At 62.5% G+C, this 14,972-nt stretch carries 17 protein-coding genes; 8 read left to right on the forward strand and 9 right to left on the reverse strand.

The annotated features are described in order from the left end of the window. Positions 1-33: 33 nt before the first annotated feature. The 3 genes from argC to ASE71_RS17345 form a co-directional block, all read right to left on the reverse strand. On the reverse strand, positions 34-966 hold the full coding sequence (gene argC, locus ASE71_RS17335) for an N-acetyl-gamma-glutamyl-phosphate reductase (protein WP_060522178.1): 933 nt from the start codon (positions 964-966) through the stop codon (positions 34-36). Between the two features lie 145 nt (positions 967-1,111). Then, positions 1,112-2,074 carry an agmatinase gene (gene speB / locus ASE71_RS17340; protein ID WP_060522179.1) on the reverse strand — a complete coding sequence of 321 codons (963 nt, stop codon included), beginning with the start codon at positions 2,072-2,074 and terminating at the stop codon, positions 1,112-1,114. 127 nt (positions 2,075-2,201) lie between these two features. Then, positions 2,202-2,993: a phenylalanine 4-monooxygenase gene (locus ASE71_RS17345; protein ID WP_060522180.1), complete on the reverse strand. Its 792-nt coding sequence runs from the start codon at positions 2,991-2,993 to the stop codon at positions 2,202-2,204. A gap of 113 nt (positions 2,994-3,106) precedes the next feature. Between ASE71_RS17345 and ASE71_RS17350 the strand changes: the two genes are divergently transcribed. Beyond that, entirely contained in the window at positions 3,107-3,580 is a 474-nt protein-coding gene (locus ASE71_RS17350; protein WP_060522181.1) for an Lrp/AsnC family transcriptional regulator, read from the forward strand. A 36-nt stretch (positions 3,581-3,616) separates the two neighbouring features. Here the strand turns inward: ASE71_RS17350 and ASE71_RS17355 are convergent, their stop codons facing one another. The 4 genes from ASE71_RS17355 to ASE71_RS17370 all read right to left on the reverse strand — a co-directional run bounded on the left by ASE71_RS17355 (position 3,617) and on the right by ASE71_RS17370 (position 5,648). Then, positions 3,617-3,955, reverse strand: coding sequence for an antibiotic biosynthesis monooxygenase family protein (locus ASE71_RS17355; protein ID WP_034803669.1), 339 nt, complete (start codon positions 3,953-3,955; stop codon positions 3,617-3,619). A 102-nt stretch (positions 3,956-4,057) separates the two neighbouring features. Then, entirely contained in the window at positions 4,058-4,525 is a 468-nt protein-coding gene (rpsI, locus tag ASE71_RS17360; RefSeq protein ID WP_034803667.1) for a 30S ribosomal protein S9, read from the reverse strand. A gap of 2 nt (positions 4,526-4,527) precedes the next feature. Beyond that, entirely contained in the window at positions 4,528-4,992 is a 465-nt protein-coding gene (gene rplM / locus ASE71_RS17365) for a 50S ribosomal protein L13 (protein ID WP_057252379.1), read from the reverse strand. 224 nt (positions 4,993-5,216) lie between these two features. After that, positions 5,217-5,648: a PaaI family thioesterase gene (locus ASE71_RS17370; RefSeq protein ID WP_034803663.1), complete on the reverse strand. Its 432-nt coding sequence runs from the start codon at positions 5,646-5,648 to the stop codon at positions 5,217-5,219. Between the two features lie 167 nt (positions 5,649-5,815). Here ASE71_RS17370 and ASE71_RS17375 point away from each other — a divergent pair, with 167 nt between their 5' ends. Continuing rightward, positions 5,816-6,637: an enoyl-CoA hydratase gene (locus tag ASE71_RS17375; protein WP_060522182.1), complete on the forward strand. Its 822-nt coding sequence runs from the start codon at positions 5,816-5,818 to the stop codon at positions 6,635-6,637. Between the two features lie 3 nt (positions 6,638-6,640). On the opposite strand, the gene ASE71_RS17380 is transcribed toward ASE71_RS17375, so the two are convergent. Next, on the reverse strand, positions 6,641-7,477 hold the full coding sequence (locus tag ASE71_RS17380; RefSeq protein ID WP_034804240.1) for a DMT family transporter: 837 nt from the start codon (positions 7,475-7,477) through the stop codon (positions 6,641-6,643). 186 nt (positions 7,478-7,663) lie between these two features. On the opposite strand from ASE71_RS17380, the gene ASE71_RS17385 reads away from it, so the two are divergent. From ASE71_RS17385 to ASE71_RS17395, 3 genes are all read left to right on the forward strand, one after another. Next, entirely contained in the window at positions 7,664-8,092 is a 429-nt protein-coding gene (locus ASE71_RS17385; RefSeq protein ID WP_060522183.1) for a CoA-binding protein, read from the forward strand. A 204-nt stretch (positions 8,093-8,296) separates the two neighbouring features. Next, positions 8,297-9,580, forward strand: a complete 1,284-nt coding sequence (locus ASE71_RS17390) for an O-acetylhomoserine aminocarboxypropyltransferase (RefSeq protein WP_034803656.1) — start codon at positions 8,297-8,299, stop codon at positions 9,578-9,580. A 50-nt stretch (positions 9,581-9,630) separates the two neighbouring features. Continuing rightward, positions 9,631-9,975 (forward strand): cupin domain-containing protein, encoded by a 345-nt coding sequence (locus ASE71_RS17395; protein ID WP_060522184.1) that lies wholly within the window; start codon positions 9,631-9,633, stop codon positions 9,973-9,975. Between the two features lie 35 nt (positions 9,976-10,010). Here ASE71_RS17395 and ASE71_RS17400 read toward each other — a convergent pair whose 3' ends face one another. Next, positions 10,011-11,249 (reverse strand): cytochrome P450, encoded by a 1,239-nt coding sequence (locus tag ASE71_RS17400; RefSeq protein ID WP_060522185.1) that lies wholly within the window; start codon positions 11,247-11,249, stop codon positions 10,011-10,013. Between the two features lie 205 nt (positions 11,250-11,454). Between ASE71_RS17400 and ASE71_RS17405 the strand changes: the two genes are divergently transcribed. The 3 genes from ASE71_RS17405 to ASE71_RS17415 all read left to right on the forward strand — a co-directional run bounded on the left by ASE71_RS17405 (position 11,455) and on the right by ASE71_RS17415 (position 14,698). After that, positions 11,455-12,102, forward strand: coding sequence for a VOC family protein (locus ASE71_RS17405; protein ID WP_060522186.1), 648 nt, complete (start codon positions 11,455-11,457; stop codon positions 12,100-12,102). 159 nt (positions 12,103-12,261) lie between these two features. Then, complete coding sequence (locus ASE71_RS17410) at positions 12,262-13,119, forward strand: endonuclease/exonuclease/phosphatase family protein (RefSeq protein ID WP_034803635.1); 858 nt, start codon at positions 12,262-12,264, stop codon at positions 13,117-13,119. Positions 13,120-13,138: 19 nt separating this feature from the next. After that, complete coding sequence (locus ASE71_RS17415) at positions 13,139-14,698, forward strand: phospholipase D family protein (RefSeq protein WP_060522187.1); 1,560 nt, start codon at positions 13,139-13,141, stop codon at positions 14,696-14,698. The last annotated feature ends 274 nt before the right edge of the window (positions 14,699-14,972 follow it).

Below are 14,972 nucleotides of genomic sequence, written 5' to 3' on the forward strand. Positions count from 1 at the left end.
CGCCGGGGTCTTTTGTTTTGAGCTCAGTGCCGATCAGGCCGACAGCATCAGGTCCATGTTCTGGACCGCCGCGCCCGAAGCGCCCTTGCCGAGATTGTCGAGCAGGGCGACGAGGTTCACATGGTTGCCGCCAGGGGTGCCGAAGACGAAGAGCTTCATCGTGTCCTTGCCGGCAAGCTCGGTGGCGTCGATGCGGCCGAGCTTTTCACTCTCCTGGAGCGGCACGACCTCGACGATCGACTGGCCGGCATAATGCGCGACGATTGCAGCATGGATCGTCTCCAGCGTCGTGCCGGCGGCGAGGTCTTCGAGATAGAGCGGCACCTGGACGATCATGCCCTGTGCGAACTTGCCGACCGAGGGCGCAAAGACCGGTGCGCGGTCGAGCAGCCCGTGCATCTTCATCTCGGGCACATGCTTGTGCTTGAGCGTCAGGCCGTAGAGGAAGTGCGGTGCGCTGATGTGATCCGCATTGGTCTCGTCTTCCATCTGCGCGATCATCTGCTTGCCGCCGCCCGTGTAGCCGGAGACCGCGTTGACCGTCACCGGATAGCCGTCCGGCAGGATGCCGGCCTGGCGCAGCGGCCGGATCACGCCGATCGCGCCGGTCGGATAGCAACCGGGATTGGCGACGCAACGGGCGCTGCGGATCTTCTCCGGTTGCGCCTTGTCCATTTCGGCAAAGCCATAGGCCCAGTCGGGCGCAATGCGATGCGCGGTCGACGTGTCGATGATGCGGACCTTGTTGTTGCCCGAGACCATCGAAACCGCCTCGCGCGAGGCGTCGTCCGGCAGGCAGAGGATGGCGATGTCTGCTTCGTTCAGAAGATCTTCTCGCATCGCGGCGTTGCGTCGTTCCGCTTCCGGAATGGAAAGCAGTTCAAGATCGCTACGGCCGGCCATGCGCGTGCGGATCTGCAGGCCCGTGGTGCCGTGTTCGCCATCGATGAAGATCTTCGGTTTCATGATTTTCCCGTTCTGCCAGACAGTTAGAAGCCGTTCCGGAATCATTCTGGCATAGAATTGAATCAATTTCTCAACGGGCCGGCGGAACGCCGCCAAACCCACCTGTTCCTATATAAGCAGCGGCCATTCACCGCAACGGCAGCGCTCAGCGAAGCGGCGCACGCTCGGCAAGCTTCTCCGCATGCAGGCCCAGCATATACATCGCGACCGTCGCACCGGCGATTGCGGTGACGTCGGCATGGTCATAGGCTGGCGCCACTTCGACGACGTCGCTGCCGACCACGGTTAGCGCTCCGAGCTTGCGCAGGACAGAGAGGATCTTGGCACTCGACGGGCCGCCGGCGACCGGTGTGCCGGTGCCAGGCGCGTAAGCCGGGTCGAGGCAGTCGATATCAAAGGTCAGATAGGCCTTGCGCTCGCCGACCTGCCTTATGATCGTCTCGGCGATCTCGCCAGCGCTCATCTCTTCGACGTCGTAGCCATAGAGAATGCGGATGCCGCAATCCTCAGGCGCGTGCGTGCGGATGCCGATCTGGATCGAGGCATCTGTATCGATCAGGCTCTCGCGCGCCGCACGGCCGACAAAGGAGCCGTGGTCGATGCGCCCGCGTTCATCCGGCCAGGTATCCTGGTGGGCGTCGAACTGGACGAGGGCGAGGGGGCCGTGCAGAGCCGCCTGCGCCTTCAGGATCGGGTAGGTGACGAAGTGGTCGCCGCCGAGCGTCTGCAGATAGGCGCCACTCCTGATGATCTTAGTCGCTTCGCGTTCGATCGTTGCCGGCGTCTTCGAATGATTGCCATAGTCGAGGAGGCAGTCGCCATAGTCGACCGTCGCCATCTCCGCGAAGAGATCGCGGTCGAACGGGTACTGCGGATCGTTGTCGAAGATTGCCGAGGCGCGGCGGATCGCCTGCGGCCCGAAGCGCGCGCCGGGGCGGTTCGAAGTGGCGGCGTCGAAGGGAATGCCCCAGACGACGGCATCGACACCCTTCAACTGCTTCGAATATTTGCGGCGCATGAAGGAGAGAATGCCGGCATGGGTCGGATCGGACGCCGCCGATGTGAGTGAGCGCGCCGTCAGCGCATGATCGATCGTCCTGTTCGCCATATCCCGCCTCTGCCTCGGAGCCGGAAAGCGCGCATCCTCTGCGCGCATCCCGCTCAAACCTGTGGTGGCGGAAGGTTGGACAATCGTTGCCGGCAAGGCAAGGCCCTGCCGGCCGTTTCTTGGGCGATTACGAGGCCTTGGCTTCGTAGGTCGGGGCGAAATCGCCAAGCGCCTTGGCTTCGGTGATGCGCGCGGCGATATCCTCTTCGATGATCGTTTCCAGCTGGGCGAAACTGTCGATCACGTAATAGATCGGCTGGACGATATCGATGCGATAGGGCGTGCGCAGCACGGTCATAAAGTCGAACGGGCGGAACTCGACGCCTGGGGTCCCCATCGCGTTGCGTGTCTCGTTGGGCGAAGACACGATGCCGGCGCCATAGCAGCGGCGGCCCTTCGACGTGTTGATCAGCCCGAACTCGACGGTGAACCAGAAGATCCGGAACATGTGCCAGGAATAGCCCTTGCCTAGCGAAACCGCCTTTTCGCCGAAGCGACGGACGAAGTTGGCGTAGCTCTGGTTGGTCAGTAGCGGGCAGTGACCGAAGACCTCGTGGAAGATGTCGGGTTCTTCGATGTAATCGATATGCTCGCGGCGGCGAATGAAGGTCGCCAGCGGAAACTTGCCTTGGGACAGCAGTTCGTAGAAGCGGGACGGCGGAATGAGGGCGGGAACACCTTCGACACCGAAGCCGGTGGTTTCGGCAAGGCGGCGGTTCACGTCCTTCAACTGCGGCACGTGGTCAGGGCCGAGATCGAGCGTCTTGGCTCCCTCGAGGTATTCGTCGCACGCCTTGTCGGCCAGAAGCTTCATCTGCCGCTGGTACAGCTCGCCCCAGATCGCATCTTCTTCCGGGGTATAGTGATAGGTGCCGTCCGGTTCCGGCAGTTTGGCCGTGTAGCTGCTTTCCTTCGTCATGACGTCTCCTCGTTCGTCAGATGAACTCTCCTGTTGCAATTGTATCGCGGATGGAGCGAGTATTTGTTCCACAGTTGCCAGGTGGACGCCTGATCGCGGGAGGAAAATTCGAAATGCCTGCTGATGTGAAAGAAAGTCTTCAGCCCGTGCGAAAGCTGCTGCGGCTCATTCAGGCCGATAGCGGCCAGTCGCTCTCCGATCTCGCGGAGAAAGCCGGCATGTCGCAAAGCTCGGCCTGGCGGCGGCTGCAGGAACTGGAGACGGATGGCGTCATTCGCAAGCGCGTGGCGCTGCTCGATCCGGCAAAGCTCGACCTGAAACTCTGCATCATCGCCCATGTGACGCTCGAAGATCATCACGACGAGGCGATTGCCGCCTTTTCCGCCGTCGTGCGCGACCGGCCGGAGATCATGGAGTGCTACGCTCTATCTGGCACATTCGACTACATGCTGAAGATCCGCGCCAATGACGTCGAAAGCTACGATACCTTCATGACGCGCTATCTGATGCGCAATCCCCATGTGCGCACCGTGGTGTCGAGCTTCGTCCTGCGCGAACTCAAGTCGACGACGGAGTTGCCGATTTAGCCCGCTTGCCGGCGGCGACCGTGCGCAGCCGCAGAACTAGGGGCGTTCGAAACCGTATTGGCGCTCGATCTTGCCCACACGAACCTGATAATCCTCGTACCAGCGCTCGCGGCCGAGGCGCTGGGCCGTCAGGTGGCGGACATTGTTTTTCCAGGCCGCGATGCTCTCCTCATCCGCCCAGTAGGAATTGGTTAGGCCGAAGCCGTCGGCGCCGCGCACGCTTTCGAGACCGAGAAAACCCGGCTGCTCGCGCGCAAGTCGCTCCATTTCGTCTCCCATGTTGTCGTAGCCGTGGTCGCCTGCCGTGCGCCGCGAGGCGAACGTGACGATGTAATAGGGCGGCGCTGGGGTCTTGGCGACGGGGGAGCTTGTCATGCTGTGCCTCGAGGGGTCGACGTTGCGGGAAACGGTGCGGCGGATGATAACAAAAAAAGGCGGAGCAAAGCCCCGCCTTTCCAAGTGTCGCAGTTGAAGCGATTAACGCTTCGAGAACTGGAACGAACGACGTGCCTTCGCACGGCCGTACTTCTTACGCTCGACCACGCGGCTGTCGCGGGTGAGGAAGCCACCGCGCTTCAGGACCGAGCGCAGGCCCGGTTCGAAGTAGGTGAGTGCCTTGGAGATGCCGTGACGAACGGCACCGGCCTGGCCGGAAAGACCACCGCCAGCAACGGTCGCGTCGATGTCGAACTGGCCGTCACGGGCAGCAGCGACGATCGGCTGCTGCAGGATCATCTGCAGAACCGGACGGGCGAAGTAAGCCGCGTAGGGCTTGCCGTTGATGGTGATCTTGCCGGTGCCCGGCTTGACCCATACGCGGGCGACAGCGTCCTTACGCTTGCCGGTCGCGTAGGAGCGACCCTGGGCGTCGACCTTCTTGACGTGAACCGGAGCAGCCGGTTCCGCGGTCGTGGCGATTTCCTTGAGAGCGGAAAGGTCAGCCATTATCAGGCGCTCCTTGTGTTCTTGCTGTTCAGCTTGGCGACGTCGAGGACGGCCGGCTGCTGTGCTTCATGCGGGTGGTTGGCGCCTGCGTATACGCGCAGGTTCTTCATCTGGCGACGGCCGAGCGGACCGCGCGGAACCATGCGCTCGACGGCCTTCTCGATGACGCGCTCCGGGAAGCGGCCTTCGATGATCTGGCGCGCGGTGCGCTCCTTGATGCCGCCGGGGTAGCCGGTGTGCCAGTAGTACTTCTTGTCGGTGTACTTCTTGCCCGTCAGAACTGCCTTCTCGGCGTTGATGACGATGACGTTGTCGCCGTCGTCAACATGCGGGGTGAAGGTAGCTTTGTGCTTGCCGCGCAGGCGGTTTGCGATGAGGGAAGCGAGGCGACCAACAACGAGGCCTTCGGCGTCGATGATGATCCACTTCTTCTCCACCTCTGCAGGCTTCTGAACGAAGGTTGCCATATCAAAATCTTTCTTTGGACCCGAGCGGCGAACCGCTGGGCGTTTCTTGTTGCTTGGTTTTGTCCGGTTTCCCGGGCAAAAGAGAAAGCGGCCCTCAGAGGACCGCGATCTGCGGCAGCTTATACGCAAGTGCGAAACAAGCGTCAAGAACGCGAAATCTGCGGCATGGAAATAAAGATAAGCAAAAACAATATGTTATATGTATGGTATTTTGATACCACAAATTATCGCGGCGGAATCGAATAGGTCGCTGTGGCATGCGCAACGAGGTCGTCGTCGCCAACCTTGACGATCGACGCGTCGAGAACGGCGAGCCGCTTGCCGAGTTTGAGGATGCGGCAGGTGCATTCGAGCGGTTCCGGCTCGGGCTTGCGCAGGAAGTTGATGTTGAGATTGGTGGTGACGGCAAGCGCAACCGGTCCGATATGGGCGATCAATGCGACATAGGCCGAGACGTCCGCGAGCGCGAAAAGGGTAGGGCCGGAAACCGTGCCGCCTGGCCGGATATGCCGTTCGTTCGGGTCGAGCCGCATGGTGGCAAAGCCGGGTCCAACAGCCGTGACATGGAAGACCTTGCCGTCGGTATGGACCTGCGGGAAATCCGTGTCGAGAAATCGGTTGAGGTCGTCGACGGTCATGATCGGCTCGATGGTCATGCATTCTATCCTTCAACATGTCTGTCCGTCACCTGAAACCGGCTGGTGGCCGGACGCAAGGCGGAAAATGGTCGTAGGCGGAATGCGTCACGGGGGTGTGCCTGTCGGCTTGCACGGCACGCGTGGCCGGCGTACCACCAACCAAATTCAAGTTTCAGGAGAAGAAGATGGCCGACGTCGTGTCGTTCAAGAAGGAAGAGCCGAACGGCCTGCTGCTGCGTGAACAGTCTGGGCCCGTCTTGCGGTTGACACTCAACAACCCGCCGGCCAACGTGCTGTCGATCGCCATGATGGAGGCGCTGCACGCCGAGTTCGATGCGGTCGCCACCTCCAAGGACATCAGGGTCGTCGTGCTCGCCGCCACGGGCAAGCTGTTTTCCGCCGGTCACGATCTGAAAGAAATGACTGCGCACCGCGAAGACGACGACCGGGGCAGGGCCTTCTTCGAACGGACGATCCGCCTCTGCGGCGATCTCATGCTGAAAATCACCCGGCTGCCGCAGGCCGTCATCGCCGAGATCGATGGTTTGGCAACGGCAGCTGGCTGCCAGCTCGTCGCAAGCTGTGACCTCGCGATCTGCACCGACAGCTCCACCTTCTGCACGCCCGGTGTCAATATCGGCCTCTTCTGCTCGACGCCGATGGTCGCGCTCACGCGTGCGGCACATCGCAAGCAGGCGATGGAAATGCTGCTCACCGGCGAGACCATCGACGCTTCGACCGCCAAGGATTTCGGTCTCGTCAACCGCATCGTACCGCAGCAGTACCTGCGCCAGGTGGTCGACAAATACGCGGCAGTCATTGCCTCGAAGTCGCCACAGGCGCTGAAGATCGGCAAGGAGGCCTTCTATCGCCAGGCGGAGATGGACCTGCCAGAGGCCTACGATTATGCCGTCGGCGTCATGGCCGAGAACATGCTCGCGCGCGATGCCGAGGACGGTATCGGCGCATTCCTCGGCAAGCGCATGCCGGAATGGAAGGAAGACTGACGCTCAGGCGAGCTTCAGGAGCAGGGCGCCGAGCGCGATGACGCAGGCCGCTGCGATGCGCCAGACGCTGACCGGTTCCTTGAGGAACACGACCGAGATCACCACGGCAAAGAGGATCGAGGTCTCGCGGAGTGCCGCGACGGTTGCAACCGGCGCCTTGGTCATCGCCCAGAGCGCCAGGCCATAGGCGCCGATCGAGCCGGCGCCGCCGATGAGGCCCCGCCACCAGTTCTTGTAGACGTGGCGGGCGACCGGCTTGATGCCGCGCCGGGCAAAGGCCCAGGTGAAAAGCAGAACCGGCGGCAGCAGCGCCATCCACAGCGTGTAGGAGATCGCATTGCCCGAGACGCGCGCGCCGATGCCGTCGACAAAGGTGTAACTTGCGATGACGCAGGCATTGAGCAGCGCAAGCACGATCGCGTTCTTGCCGCCCTTGCGCGACTCGAAGGCGAGCGTCAGCACCCCGGCAGAGATCGTTAGGATACCGATCATCGTTCCGAAGGTGAGCTTTTCGCCGATCAACGCCCCACTGGTCATCGCGACGATCAACGGCGCCGCTCCGCGCATCAGCGGATAGACAAGGCCGATGTCGCCGGCGCGATAGGATGCGGCGACGAGCTGGAAATAGGCGAACTGGAACAGTGCCGAAACCAGGATGTATGGCCACGCTTCCGGTTTGGGCAACGGCATGAACGGCAGGAAGGGGATGGCGACGGCTGCGGCCCCGAGCGCGATCATCGCAGCGTCGAGCGACTTTTCCGTTCCCGCCTTGACCAACGCATTCCAGGTCGCGTGCAACAACGCCCCGAACAGGACGAGCGCAATGACATCAAGCGGCAAGATTGAAACCTCGGAAACGGTGTAGCGGGCGTTGAGACGCTTGTCGCGCCGCACGGGCGCAAAAGCAACCGGAAAGTCTTGCGGAAGCGGCAATCTTTGGCGGGGGACGAGCGGGCCGCACGGTTGACTTGGCCGGCCTCGCCATCATTATACGACCGTTTAACACGAACGGATCCGAAGCTGCAGATGAACCACGACGCTTACCCGGACTATTATCTCGCAGACATCCTGCGCGAGACCAAGACGATCGCCCTTGTCGGCGCTTCGCCCAATCCTGAGCGTCCGAGCCATCGGGTCATGGCGTTTCTGCTGCGCAAGGGCTACCGGGTAATCCCGATCAATCCCGGGCATGTCGGCAAGAGCATCCAGGGCCAGGCCGTGGTCGGGCGGCTCGCCGATATCAAGGAGCCGATCGATATGGTCGACGTCTTCCGCGCTGCCGACGCCGTGCCGGCGCTCGTCGACGAGATTCTCGCGTTGGAGACGCTGCCGCAGGCGATCTGGGGCCAGCTCTCCGTGCGCCATGACGGCGCTGCGGCGAAAGCGGAAGCCGCCGGCATCAAGGTGGTCATGGACCGCTGTCCGGCGATCGAGTACCCACGCCTGATCGGCTGATCTCGGGCGGCACATCGCCGGCGGACCATACAACCGTCAGTTCTTGAAAAATCCTCTTTGACCGCATGCGAAGGCTCTGGAATAGTGCCGCGGCTTGCGCGTGCAACTGCGCAGGTTCGATAGCGGTTCACGCGTAGATTCAAGGTGATAGAGCGTCTCCGGCGTGCCGGTTGGCGGCCGCGCTCTGGTCACGGGAGGGACGAAATGACGAAAGACAATCCTGGTTTCAATACGCTCGCAATCCATGCGGGGGCGCAACCTGACCCGACCACGGGTGCACGGGCGACGCCGATCTACCAGACGACGAGCTTCGTCTTCAACGACACCGACCATGCGGCGGCACTCTTCGGTCTCCAGCAGTTCGGCAACATCTATACCCGCATCATGAACCCGACGCAGGCAGTGCTCGAAGAGCGTATTGCCGCGCTCGAAGGCGGCACGGCGGCGCTCGCCGTCGCCTCCGGCCACGCCGCACAGCTCCTCGTCTTCCACACGATCATGAGCCCGGGCGACAATTTCATTGCCGCCAACCGGCTTTATGGCGGCTCGGTCAACCAGTTCGGCCACGCCTTCAAGTCCTTCGACTGGCAGGTCCGCTGGGCCGACCCTGCCGATCCGGCTTCCATCGAGGCGAAGATCGATCGGCGCACCAAGGCGATCTTCATCGAGAGCCTCGCCAATCCCGGCGGCACCTTCGTCGATATTGCCGCCATCGCCGAGGTTGCCCGCAAGCACGACCTGCCGCTGATCGTCGACAACACCATGGCCACACCTTACCTGTTGCGGCCGCTGGAGCATGGCGCCGATATCGTCGTGCATTCGCTGACGAAGTTCATCGGCGGCCACGGCAACTCCATGGGCGGCGTCATCGTCGATGGCGGTACCTTCGACTGGTCGAAGTCCGGCAAGTATCCGATGCTGTCCGAACCGCGTCCGGAGTATGCCGGCGTCGTGCTGCATCAGACCTTCGGTAACATCGCCTTCGCCATCGCCGCGCGCGTCCTCGGCCTGCGCGACTTCGGTCCGGCGATCTCGCCGTTCAATGCCTTCATGCTGGTGACCGGCTCTGAAACGCTGCCGCTGCGCATGCAGCGCCATTGCGACAACGCACTTGCGGTCGCCAAGTGGCTGAAGACGCACGACAAGATTTCCTGGGTCAACTATGCCGGGCTGGAGGACGACCCGAACCACGCCCTGCAGCAGCGCTATTCGCCGAAGGGCGCCGGTGCCGTCTTCACCTTCGGGCTCAAGGGTGGCTACGAGGCGGGCAAGCGTTTCGTCGAGGGGCTGGAAATGTTCTCGCACCTCGCCAATATTGGCGACACGCGCTCGCTCGTCATTCACCCAGCCTCGACCACGCACCGCCAGCTGACGCCCGAGCAGCAGGTGGCGGCCGGTGCCGGCCCTGACGTCGTGCGCCTGTCGGTCGGCATTGAGGATGTCTCGGACATCATCGCCGATCTCGAACAGTCGTTGGCAAAGCTTTGAAACACTAGCCGCGAAGGGCGCGTCAGCGCGCCCTTCGCAAGGGTGCCAAGATGACGAATATGCAGAAGTTTGACCTGTCCACCGTCGAGGCGGAAATCGGTACGCCGGCGGCCGACCGGCTCATCTCAGGCGCGCCGCAGTTCAAGACCTGGAACCTTGAGGAGGCCGAAGGCGGTCTCTATGCCGGGGTCTGGGAATCGACGCCCGGCAAATGGCGGATCGTCTACGAGGAGTGGGAATACTTCCACATCCTCTCAGGCTATTCGATCGTCACGCAGGATGGCGGCGAAGCGGCGCATCTGCGCGCCGGCGACAGCATGATCCTGCGGCCCGGCTTTGAGGGCACCTGGGAGGTCGTGGAGACGACCCGCAAGGACTATGTCATCCGTCTGTGATCGCTCGAGCACCGGAGATCAGTCTTCGGTGCTCGTCACCAGACGACGTCGAGGCGTTCCAGGCCGTGAAAATGGAACGCGTCCTTGACCTCGGGCTCGTTTTTCAGCCGCATGTTCGGCAGGCGCTGAAAGAGGATCGGCAGCGCCAGATTGAGCTCCAGCCGGGCAAGCGGCGCGCCGATACAGAAATGCAGGCCCGCTCCGAAAGAGACATTGGCGCCTTCGTCGCGCGTCGGCCGGAACGCGTTCGGTCCGGTGAACTTCTTCGGGTCCACATTCGCCGCTCCGAGCAGCAGGCCGATCTTGTCGCCCTTTCGCAGATTGACGCCTTCATCGAGTTCGATATCCGAGAGCGCATAACGCTGGAAAATATGCAGCGGTGCCGCAAAGCGCAGACACTCCTCCACCGCCAGCGCGGTTGCCCTCTCCGTGGCAAAGAGGTCTTTCGCCGGAAGTCCGGATTGCAGGATCGTCTTCACCGCGTTGCCGATCTGGTGCACGGTCGCCTCGTGACCTGCATTGAGGAGGAGGGCGGTGGTCGAGACCAGCTCCGCCTCCGACAGCCGCTCGCCATCCTTTTCCGAGGTAATCATGTGCGTCAGCAGGTCGTCTGCGGGGGTGCGGCGCTTCTCGGTGATGATGCCGCGCAGATAGTCGGCAAAATCTGCGGAGGCTTGATTAGCGTCGAGTTCGGTCTCGTAGCTCGGGTTGAAGACATACATCCGAACCATGCGATGCGACCAGTCGAGCAGATCGGGCGCCGCTTCGACGGGAATGCCGAGCATGCGGGCGATGATCGTCACGGGAAGCGTTTCGGCAAAGCTTTTCAGCAGTTCGACCTCGCCGTCATCGGCAAAGCTGTCGATGAGGGCATGCGACAGTTGCTCGATGTCCGGCCGCAGCTGTTCGATCTGCCGCGAGACGAAGGCCCGGTTGACGAGCGTGCGCAGCCGCGTGTGCGCCGGTGGTTCGAGTTCCAGCAGCGAATGCTCTTCGAGCGCGTCGAAATCCTTCAGATGCGGCTTCGGCAGCGGCAGGCCGAGTTCGTCGCGTGTCGCCACATGCAGTATCTGCCGGCCGAAGCGTCGGTCGCGCAAAAGCGCGTTCACCAGGTCGTAGCCGGCGAAATACCATTGCTGACGTTCCTCCCAGAAGAAGGCCGGGCACTGCGCATGGATCTCGGCATAGGCTGCGAGCGGATCACGGTAGAAGGCTGGATCCCGCGCGTCGATGGAAACGCGCCTCAGCGTGCGGTCGATGGAAATGGCAGGCATGGCAGCGGCTCTTCGCGGACTTCAATGGTCCCTATGTCTAAGGGAACCGCGGTTCGGCCGGCAAGGGCGGATATCGGCACCCGCGGCCATGAGGGCGTTGACAGCACGTGCCATGGCGGCCAATCTCTGCTGGCTGCGTAGGGCGCATCGGCAGAGGGCTGAAAGGGCAACGCCCGCCTACGGAACACAGACCGTAGTTGCGCCCATGCCAAACCTTGAAAACCTGAAGAAACAGGCGAAGCAATACCTCAGATGGCATCGCGACCAATACTATCCGGTCGCAGCCGAGATCAGGGCTGCCTTGCCGCGCTTCCGCGATCTTGACGACGAGACCATTCTCAAGTCGGAGTTCAAGCTCGCCGACGCGCAAGAACTGATCGCGCGTCAATCGGGGTTCGACAGTTGGCAGGCGCTCAAATCAGGAGCCCTGGCAATGACCATGCAATCCAAACCCGCCACACCCCAGCCGGTGCTGCAATCGACAGCCGCGCAGTTGTTCGTTGCCGATATCAGCGCCGCGTGCGACTTCTTCACAGAGAAGCTCGGCTTTGCGGTCGATTTCGTCTACGGCGATCCGCCCTTCTATGGGCAGGTGATCCGGGACAATGCTCGGCTCGCTCTGCGTCTCGTCTGCGAACCCGTCTTCGTCGGCGACATCCGGCAGCGCGAGCACCTGCTTTCCGCCTCCATCGCCCTCGATACCGCCAATGACATCAAGCAATTGTTCCTGAGCTACCAGTCGGCCGGGGTCTTTTTTCACCAAACGTTGCGCACGGAACCCTGGGGCGCACGGACGTTTATCGTGCTCGATCCCGACGGAAATCTGATCCTGTTTGCAGGGCCGGCCGATTGAACGAAAGCGCGGGAAGGGGCGCCGGTAGCGCGCGTTTGCTGCCGGCGTCCGTATCTCCAGGCGTGCTATCCGCGGGGAACAAACTTCCGCTTTCCTCCCTTTTTCTGTGGCACCAGGCGACCTATTTGCGCATGATGCGGCCAGCAAGCAGGGAGCGGCATGGGAAAAAACCAGTCCAGTCTATCGGCGGGGATCGTCGCTGCGATCCGCAAGAGACGCCCCACCGTCGTTCATCGCGAAGCCGCGGTCAGCCGTGGCGATATCGTAATCGCCTCCTACAACATTCACAAATGCGTCGGCACCGACGGGCGCTTCGACCCCGGTCGTACCGCCAATGTCATCGGTGAGTTGGGCGCAGATATCGTCGCGCTTCAGGAGGCCGACCAGCGGTTCGGTGAGCGTGCCGGTCTGCTCGATCTCGAGCATTTGCGCCGCGAGGCACACCTTGTTTCGGTGCCGATTTCCGGCTTTTCGACCAAGGGTCATGGCTGGCACGGCAATGTCCTGCTGCTGCGTGAGGGCGCCGTTTCCGACGTGCGGCAGCTCAAGCTGCCCGGCGTGGAACCGCGCGGTGCGCTGGTCGTCGATCTCGATCTGAAAGTGGGGCCGCTGCGCATCATCGCCGCCCATCTCGGACTTCTGCGGCATTCGCGTGCCCAGCAGGCCGAGGCGATCCTCGAGGCAGCGTCCGACGCGAACGGGCGGCCGACGCTGCTCATCGGCGACCTTAATGAATGGCGGATGGGGCGGCGTTCATCGCTGTCCTTCCTCAGCCCGGTATTCGATCCGTCCCACGCGACGGTCGCCAGTTTTCCCTCACGCTTTCCCCTGTTGCCGCTCGACCGTGTGCTCGGAAACCCGCATAGCCTGGTGACGTCGGTCGCCGTGCACGATTCGCCGTTGGCGCGGATCGCCTCGGATCATCTGCCGGTAAAGGCCTCGATCGACCTGAAGGCGGCGCAGCCGGAACAAAGAGACGGCCGACGGGTCGAAGCCGGGCGTACGGGGGCGGCCTAAAGGCACGGGCGAGTTTTCGATGGGATCCTCTATCCTGTTCACCGTTGCCGCCATCCTCGGACTGGTTGTGGCGACGGTTCTCTATGTCTACGGCCGGTTCGGCCGCCGCCCGCACGGGCCGCCGTCAAGTGCACTCCCGCTGGCCGATGCCGGCACGGAGCTCGACCGATATGTGGCGCCGCTCGTTGCGGGGCAGGCGGGTGCCAATGGGGTGGCGCTTGTTTCCGATAATATCGAGGCCCTGGTGGTCAGAGCGCACGCAGCACGGCGCGCCGGACGCAGCCTCGACCTGCAGTACTACTACTGGAAGGGCGACCTGACCGGTCTTCTTCTCGCCCGCGAGATCCTGGCCGCCGCGGACCGTGGCGTGCGCGTCCGGCTGCTGCTCGACGACATCAATGCGGGCATCCATGACCGAATGTGCATCGCGCTCGACGCCCATCCCCATATCGACGTACGGCTCTTCAATCCGAGCCGGGCGCGCACCGATCGCTTTCGCCGCGGCTTCGAAATGGCGATCCGCGCCTTCAGCGCCACGCGCCGCATGCACAACAAGCTCTGGGTAGCCGACGGCCGCGTTGCGATAGCCGGCGGCCGCAACATCGGAGACGCCTATTTCGATGCCGCCGAGCTCTCCAATTTCCGTGATCTCGATGTCTGGATGGTCGGACCCGTGCTGGAGCAGGCATCTGCCATGTTCGACCGCTACTGGAACAGCACATCCGTGCTCCCGATCGCGGCGCTGCGCACGCCGCGCAAGCAGTATCTGCCGGCACTGCGCGATGCCGTCGAAGGATTGGTGCGCACGCCGGCAGGCCGGTTCTATCTCGAGCGCGTCGACAAGGCGGTTGAAGAGGCGGAGATCTACCAAGGCACACGGCGGCTTCACTGGAGTTCCGAGATCCGTCTGGCATCCGATCCGCCGGAAAAGGCGCTGATGCAGCGGCGCCAGAACTGGCTGCTGCGCGAACTCTTTCCGCTGATCGAGGCAGCCACGCGGGACTTGCGGATAATCTCGCCCTATTTCATTCCCGGCGTTGCGGGCACGCGGGAGCTCGCCGCCATTGTTTCGCGCGGCGCTCGCGTGGCGGTCCTGACCAATTCGCTTGCAGCGACCGACGTTGCCGCCGTTCACGGCGGTTATGTCAAATATCGCCGGAAGCTCATCCGGGCCGGCGTCGCGCTCTTCGAGTTGAAGGAGCAGGGCGATGTCGCCGAGGGACACCGCATGACATTGTTCGGACGCCGCAACGCGAGCCTGCACAGCAAGGCGTTCGTGGTCGATGGCCTGAACGGTTTTGTCGGCTCGATGAACTTCGATCCGCGCTCCGCTTCACTCAACACGGAAATGGGCGTCGTCTTTCAGGATGTGGCACTCGCCGGCGAACTGGCTTCCATGTTCGAGGAGGAAACTTCGCCGTCGATCAGCTACCGGGTCGACATCGAAGGATCGCGTCTTGTCTGGCGTGATCGCGCCAATGGCTCCGAGCGGCTGGTGCGCCACGAGCCGGACGCGAGCCTGGCAAGGCGCATGATCGCCGGGGTAATCCGTGTGCTGCCGATCGAGTCGCAGCTGTGAACAGCGCCCAGGTTCGCGGAATTCCCCTTCGTTTACCGATATCACCGAAGCCTGTGTGCAGAGTTTGCGTCCATGGCCTCAACCGAGGATATCGATGGAAAAATGTTCTATCGCCAACCATGTGTGGAGGACGGCCGAACTTCGAAGCAAAGCGGACCTTCGATTAAGCTTATCGAAGCTTCGCGACTTGAAGTGAAGGGTGTTGACACTCTATGTAGGAGCAGAAGGTAAATCCCGTGATTCCCGGTTCGCAAAGGTTTTGCGAACCCGATTG

The sequence above is a fragment of the Ensifer sp. Root954 genome (genome assembly GCF_001429005.1).
GTDB lineage: Bacteria > Pseudomonadota > Alphaproteobacteria > Rhizobiales > Rhizobiaceae > Ensifer > Ensifer adhaerens.

Bases quoted from the DNA above. Each gene is read 5' to 3' on its own strand.
- argC (WP_060522178.1), bottom strand. From the start codon at position 966: ATGAAACCGAAGATCTTCATCGATGGCGAACACGGCACCACGGGCCTG.
- speB (WP_060522179.1), bottom strand. From the start codon at position 2,074: ATGGCGAACAGGACGATCGATCATGCGCTGACGGCGCGCTCACTCACA.
- ASE71_RS17345 (WP_060522180.1), bottom strand. From the start codon at position 2,993: ATGACGAAGGAAAGCAGCTACACGGCCAAACTGCCGGAACCGGACGGC.
- ASE71_RS17350 (WP_060522181.1), top strand. From the start codon at position 3,107: ATGCCTGCTGATGTGAAAGAAAGTCTTCAGCCCGTGCGAAAGCTGCTG.
- ASE71_RS17355 (WP_034803669.1), bottom strand. From the start codon at position 3,955: ATGACAAGCTCCCCCGTCGCCAAGACCCCAGCGCCGCCCTATTACATC.
- rpsI (WP_034803667.1), bottom strand. From the start codon at position 4,525: ATGGCTGACCTTTCCGCTCTCAAGGAAATCGCCACGACCGCGGAACCG.
- rplM (WP_057252379.1), bottom strand. From the start codon at position 4,992: ATGGCAACCTTCGTTCAGAAGCCTGCAGAGGTGGAGAAGAAGTGGATC.
- ASE71_RS17370 (WP_034803663.1), bottom strand. From the start codon at position 5,648: ATGACCATCGAGCCGATCATGACCGTCGACGACCTCAACCGATTTCTC.
- ASE71_RS17375 (WP_060522182.1), top strand. From the start codon at position 5,816: ATGGCCGACGTCGTGTCGTTCAAGAAGGAAGAGCCGAACGGCCTGCTG.
- ASE71_RS17385 (WP_060522183.1), top strand. From the start codon at position 7,664: ATGAACCACGACGCTTACCCGGACTATTATCTCGCAGACATCCTGCGC.
- ASE71_RS17390 (WP_034803656.1), top strand. From the start codon at position 8,297: ATGACGAAAGACAATCCTGGTTTCAATACGCTCGCAATCCATGCGGGG.
- ASE71_RS17395 (WP_060522184.1), top strand. From the start codon at position 9,631: ATGACGAATATGCAGAAGTTTGACCTGTCCACCGTCGAGGCGGAAATC.
- ASE71_RS17400 (WP_060522185.1), bottom strand. From the start codon at position 11,249: ATGCCTGCCATTTCCATCGACCGCACGCTGAGGCGCGTTTCCATCGAC.
- ASE71_RS17405 (WP_060522186.1), top strand. From the start codon at position 11,455: ATGCCAAACCTTGAAAACCTGAAGAAACAGGCGAAGCAATACCTCAGA.
- ASE71_RS17410 (WP_034803635.1), top strand. From the start codon at position 12,262: ATGGGAAAAAACCAGTCCAGTCTATCGGCGGGGATCGTCGCTGCGATC.
- ASE71_RS17415 (WP_060522187.1), top strand. From the start codon at position 13,139: ATGGGATCCTCTATCCTGTTCACCGTTGCCGCCATCCTCGGACTGGTT.